Genomic DNA, 6,286 nt, shown 5'->3' on the forward strand with positions numbered 1-6,286 from the left:
TAAGGGGACACGTCACTTTCAATTTGTATTATAAAATTGTTATTCTTTCGACTGTATCCACATGGCATTAAACGGTGTAAAATTTATTTAAGAAAAGATACATACAAATATGATTAAAGTTGGGGAATCAAATGATAAATATTGTTAGTAGCGAAGAATCTGTAATAATCGTTTTACACGAGATTTATGGGATTAACCCACATGTCAAATTGATTTGCGAACAATATTCAGCGGCTGGATACAATGTTTTATGTCCAAATTTTGTGAAGTCGGGCGATTATTTCGATTATAGTAGAGAAGGAGAAGCTTATCAGTACTTCATTGAACATATTGGTTTTTATTCAATAGTGGATGAAGTTAAAACAATACTGTTGAAAGCTAGATTAGACTATAAATATGTATTTCTACTAGGGTTTAGCGTAGGAGCAACCTCAGCATGGATTTGTAGTGACCTTGAAAATTCGATTGATGGAGTAATTTGCTACTATGGTTCTAGGATAAGGGATTATAAGAACATAACTCCCAATTGCCCGGTATTATTAATCTTCGCTAAAGAAGAAAAATCATTTAATGTTTCGGAATTGACAAGTGCCCTTGGACAAAAGAAGTTTGTTGATGTACACGTGTTAAATGGAAAACACGGATTTAGTGATCCGTTTTCGAATCACTACAACGAGCAATCGCAACAAATCGCTCAGGATCTAGTTGATAGGTTCTTAATAAGGTTATAAAGAAGGACCAGAATTATTAAGGGATACAAGAAAGGCTATTGCAATCATCAGCTTAGGTTGTTTTAGTCCGAAATGGTCATCGGAAGAAATACACAAAATAACCCGTAGATTGATCACGCAAATCAATCTATCGGGTTATTTTTAGTAAGGCTTGGGGTTTTATGCATATTAGAATATTTCATGGAATGGGAGGGATATTTTAGATTTTGCCGAATATTAGGACATAGGCCAAAGGGCCTCAGTGACATCCTGTGAAAGGAGCCAATCCATGCCAAACTCAGACAAGTCTATCTCTCTGGGGAAAATATGCTTGCTTTATGTTTTATTAAGCGGATTATGGCTTTTGTTTTCAGAATCGGTGATCCATTATTTGTTTTCGGATCATGAATTGCTATTACTCCTTTCAGCTTTAAAAGGCTGGTTCTGGGTCTTATTTACGACGATCTTCTTTTACTATTTCTTAGGCCTAACCTGGCAAGCTCTTGAAGCTAAAAATCAGGAAATGATCAGATCGGCAAAAAAGCAAGATCAGCAACTCGACGCTATTAAACGTAAAGAAGAATTTTATCAACGTCTTTATGAAAGTGTAGCCGAGGGAGTGATTCTACAACACACCTCCGGTCAGCTTTATAATGCCAACTCTGCAGCCTGTACTCTGCTCGGCGCTTCTTTGACAGACATGAAGCAAAGCGGTTTTTTCACTAAAGAAATTCTTTGGATGGATGATCAGGGAGAACCTTTTAGCTGGAAAGCTCATGCCTCAAACGTGTTGGCTACAACTCAAGATAGCGAAGAGATAACACATACATTAAAACGTTTCGCCCCTGAACAGCGATGGTTACATCTCAACAGTGTTCTTCTGCGCAATGCTCAAGGTGAACCGAGCTGGGTGGTTACGACCTTAAGTGACATCAGTATGCGAAAATACAGTGAATTACATGAAGGCATTCTCTACGGTATCACAAAGCGCATTCTCGCGGAACAACCTTTGAACGTTATCTTCCAATTTCTCTGTGATGAATTAGTTCACTCTGTTGGTTACCCTGTTGCAGCAGTGGGCTTGAAAATGCCGGAAGGTTCTGTTGCTATTGTGGCTCAAACTGGTGTAAGAGACGAGTATATGAGAACCCTCAATATACGTTGGGACGACAGCCCTGAGGGACTGGGTGCAGTGGGTGAGGCTATCCGCAGTGGAAAACCACAAGTGCAGAACCTGATCGATAACCCTCAGTTTAAACCTTGGTGGGGTATTTTTGAAGCATTAAAACTACAGTCCATAGCCACTTTTCCTCTGTGGGCGCATGGACAATGCTTAGGAGCAATCGGCTTGTACACTCATCTGCCGGATTATTTCAATTCAGTGCGCATTGAACGTCTGCAATCCTTGGCAGAACAGATCACCATGGCCTTTTTAGCTCATGAAGACCGAAGTCAGCTCCAAATTCAAGGTACAGCCCTTTCAGCCGCCGCCGATGCTATCGTTCTCGCGGATCGAACCGGTAAGCTCCTCTGGGCTAATCCTGCTTTCGCCCAGCTTACGGGTTATGCATTTGAAGAGGTTCGCGGTCAAAACTTACATTTTCTGCAATCCGGCTATCAGGATAGCTCCTTTTATAAAAAAATGTGGGATGCGATTCTTGCTGGTAAAACATGGCGAGGTGAAATGATCAACCGCCACGCGAAGGGCTCTCTTTACCGAGAAAAAATGACGCTCACACCTGTTCAAGCAAACGGGGTAGAGATCACTCATTTTATTGCAATTATTCAGGATGTAACCAAACAATTTGCGACTCACAAAGCGTTACGGGATAGCGAAGAACGCTATGAGGAGATGTTTGAAAACATGAGTAATGCGGTCGCTGTCTTTCAATTTTCGGAAGACGAAAAAGTCTTTCGCTGTAAGGCCTTTAATAGGGCTGCAGAACAGATTGAAAAGCTACCACGTAGTCAAGTGTTAGGGCAACCTCTCGATCAATTCTTTTCCAACGATGAATCGTTAGGAATCATAAAGGTTTTCCTGCAAGTCTTCAAAACGGGAAAAGCTGCTTATTTCCCGGCTACATACTACCAAAACGCCTACGTCAGTGGTTGGCGGGAAGGCTTTATCTATAAGCTATCCACCCGTGAAGTGGTTACGATTTACGAAGATGTGACGAGACGAAAACAAGACGAAGAAACTCTGTGGTTGGAAAAAGAGCGTGCTCAGGTCACACTAGCTTCCATCGGGGATGCGGTGATTACGACCGATGTACAAGCAAATATCACTTATCTTAATCCTGTTGCCGAAAGGTTGACTGGTTGGTCGAACAGGCACGCAGAGGGTCTGCCGCTTTTGAGTGTCTTTAATATTGTCAATGAAAATACGGGTCAGGCGGTCGTTAACCCTGTCACTCAATGCCTTCGAGAAAAGCGTATTGTAACGCTGGCTAATCACACGGTTCTGACCAATCGTGATGGAAAGACTATTTCCATTGAGGATTCAGCGGCACCGATCTGTGACAGGATAGGAGAGGTGATCGGTGCGGTGCTCGTTTTTCACGATGTCAGCGACAAGCGCGCCCTTCTGAATCAACTTTCCCACCAAGCCCATCATGATGCATTGACAGGCCTGCCGAATCGAATATTATTTAAGGATCGTGCTCAACAAGCTATTGCCCAAGCGCATCGTCATCAGACTCACGTTGCGTTGCTTTTTCTCGATCTGGATCGGTTTAAACTCATTAATGATACCCTCGGACATACTATAGGAGATCAGCTTTTGCAAGCTGCCGGAGAACGACTCAGTTCCTGTTTGCGGGAAGGGGATACCGTTTCTCGACAGGGGGGAGATGAATTCCTAATTTTGCTGCCCGAAATGCGTTCGGAAGACCAAGTAGCACAGGTGGCTCAAAAGCTCGTGAATGTCTTTACAATACCTTTTTATCTACATAAACAGGAGATCTATATCACGGCGAGTTTAGGCATTGTCCTCTTTCCTACAGACGGAGAGGATATCGAAACGTTGATCAAACATGCTGATACTGCCATGTACCAAGCCAAAGAGGAGGGACGCAACCGCTATCAATTTTATACCCTCGCTTTCAATCAGGCCCTTTCCGAGCGTCTGGGTTTACAAAATGATATGCGCCGTGCTTTGGCCTGTGATGAATTTCTGCTCTACTACCAGCCACAGTATCGAATCAGTGACGGTCAGATGTGTGGAATGGAAGCCTTAGTGCGCTGGCAACATCCGGAGAGGGGTTTTCTTCTCCCGAGAGAATTCATTTCAATTGCTGAAGAAAGCGGGCTTATTTTGCCGCTTGGGGAGTGGGTCTTGCGCAGTGCTTGTCTTCAGAACAAACTTTGGCAGGATAAAGGTTATCCTCCCGTACGTATCGCTGTCAACTTATCCGCGCGTCAGTTTCGGCAAGCGAATCTGGTCAGTCAAATTGCCCAAATTCTAACGGAAACTGGGCTAGATCCTCAGTGGCTTGAGCTGGAAATCACGGAGAGTATCAGTATGGAAAACTCGTCCTTCACTTTGACCATGCTTAAAGAACTGAAAGGGATGGGAATCCATCTCTCAGTGGATGATTTTGGCAAAGGATTTTCTTCACTTAGCTATTTGAGTCAGTTTTCCCTAGACACTTTGAAAATCGATCGCTCGTTTGTGAGTGCGCTCACCGATCGGTCTGACGAAAGAGAGAGCGGGAATGAGATCGTGACGACCATTATTCAACTCGCTCATAATTTGGGTCTTCGAGTTATTGCTGAAGGGGTAGAAACTGAAGCCCAGTTAGATTTTCTCCGTTGTCAAGGGTGCTCAGAAGTGCAAGGATATTTATTAGCCAGACCGGTTGCGGCTGAAGATCTGGTTTTTTATCTAGTTGAGATCAGCCATCATTTAAAGGAAAAGCTCAGTAATATTGATGTAGAGAAAAACATAAGTTAGGCCGAATTTTATAGTGAATTCGTCCTAACTAATGTTGAACGTCGATTATCATGATTCGATCATGTTGAGGTTATTTCTCCTAGCGTTGCCTCCACTTGCTTCGTTTGTCCATCCCGAATATAGGTTATGGTTACTTTGTCTCCAATCTTATTTTTATAGAGCTCACGAATAAGGTCTGAAGAATTTTGTACTTGACCATCGTTAATTTTGGTGATGACATCGCCCTGCATGATTCCGGCATTAGCAGCTGGACCGTTCTGTGTCACCCCTGAAATGTAGGCACCTTGGGGTTTATTGTTACTCTTAGCGTAAGCGTTATATTGATCGTCAGTGCTCACTAAAAGGGCCGGATGCTTGGCCACACCTGAAGTGATCAACTGTTGTAGTGTAGGCAAGGCATCAGTAATCGGAATAGCAAAACCCATTCCTTCAAAGCCTGTTTGCGCGTATTTTACGGTGTTAATGCCAATAACCTGTCCTAGATAATTTACAAGCGGGCCGCCACTATTTCCGGGATTTATGGCTGCGTCCGTTTGAATTAGATTGTAACTGGCAACTCCTTGGAGCTTTAGGTTGCGATTAGTGGCAGAGATGACCCCTGTGGTTACAGATCGAGCAAATTCATCTCCACCAGGATTTCCAATAGCAACCACGGATTCACCAACTTCGATGTTTGAAGAATCTCCGAGCTTAACTTCTGTAAGGTTTGTGGTATCCGAAATCTGTAATACCGCAAGATCTGTGCGTGGATCGGTGCCAATTACTTTCGCATCAAGATTGCGTCCATCACTCAAACTGACGGTAAGTTTTTCTGCGCCTTCGATTACGTGATGATTCGTTGCAATATAGCCTTTTTCAGCATCAATGATAAACCCAGACCCGCTGCCAGCTTCTTGGAGACCAGAGCTTCCTGAAAAACCTCGACTAGCTTGGAAATTTGAAACACCCACTACGGCTGGACCCACATTCTTAGCGATTTGCGCTACAGGGAAAATGCTTTCATTGGCAGTTAAATTGGCAACTTGTGTAAATAAGGAAGTAGTTGTTGGACTTGAGGAGGATGAGCTAGTTGGATAAACATAGGGGAGCGTGGCAACTGTAGTAAGACCACCGATAACTGCGCTAATTAAACAGAGGCTAGCGTAGGCAATGACCTTGCTCTTGGGTTGATGGTGGATGATAGGTTGAGGTGTAGTGGACATTAGTTCAACTTCCACTTTGTCACCGTCAGTGTTAGTGGAGGGATTGTTATTGTCATTGAGAGTAGAGCGAATTTCCTCTTCCATAAATTATGTCCTCCTTTGTAAGATAGATATAGGGTCGATGGTTCAAAACCAACCCGAACGTTCCTTGATAACTTACTCCTTATTGTTCAGATGAATTAGTTGACACGTTGGACCTCAATCAGTAAATATCGTGCTATAATCACTTTTGGCAGAGAGATAGATGTGCGTTCCTCCTGGATCCCTCTTTTTGAGGCTTATCCGTAAAATAGCGTGTCACTCCACAAGAATGATTCGATGTTTAGCTGGTTGGGTCACTATTCTAGTGTTACCCGTTTCAAATGCAAGGTTGTTTGACATTCTTCTTAAGTGGATGCTCTGATTCATTCTGTTTGAAAGGT

At 43.2% G+C, this 6,286-nt stretch carries 3 protein-coding genes; 2 read left to right on the plus strand and 1 reads right to left on the minus strand.

What is annotated here, in order from left to right; genetic code table 11:
- Positions 1-131 precede the first annotated feature (131 nt).
- Entirely contained in the window at positions 132-731 is a 600-nt protein-coding gene (locus tag JL57_RS02275; protein WP_034140436.1) for a dienelactone hydrolase family protein, read from the plus strand.
- Between the two features lie 268 nt (positions 732-999).
- Positions 1,000-4,662 (plus strand): EAL domain-containing protein, encoded by a 3,663-nt coding sequence (locus JL57_RS02280; RefSeq protein WP_291299601.1) that lies wholly within the window; start codon positions 1,000-1,002, stop codon positions 4,660-4,662.
- Positions 4,663-4,721: 59 nt separating this feature from the next.
- Here JL57_RS02280 and JL57_RS02285 read toward each other — a convergent pair whose 3' ends face one another.
- Positions 4,722-5,948, minus strand: a complete 1,227-nt coding sequence (locus tag JL57_RS02285; protein WP_291299602.1) for a S1C family serine protease — start codon at positions 5,946-5,948, stop codon at positions 4,722-4,724.
- Between the last annotated feature and the right edge of the window lie 338 nt (positions 5,949-6,286).

Source organism: Desulfosporosinus sp. BICA1-9 (assembly GCF_000802135.1).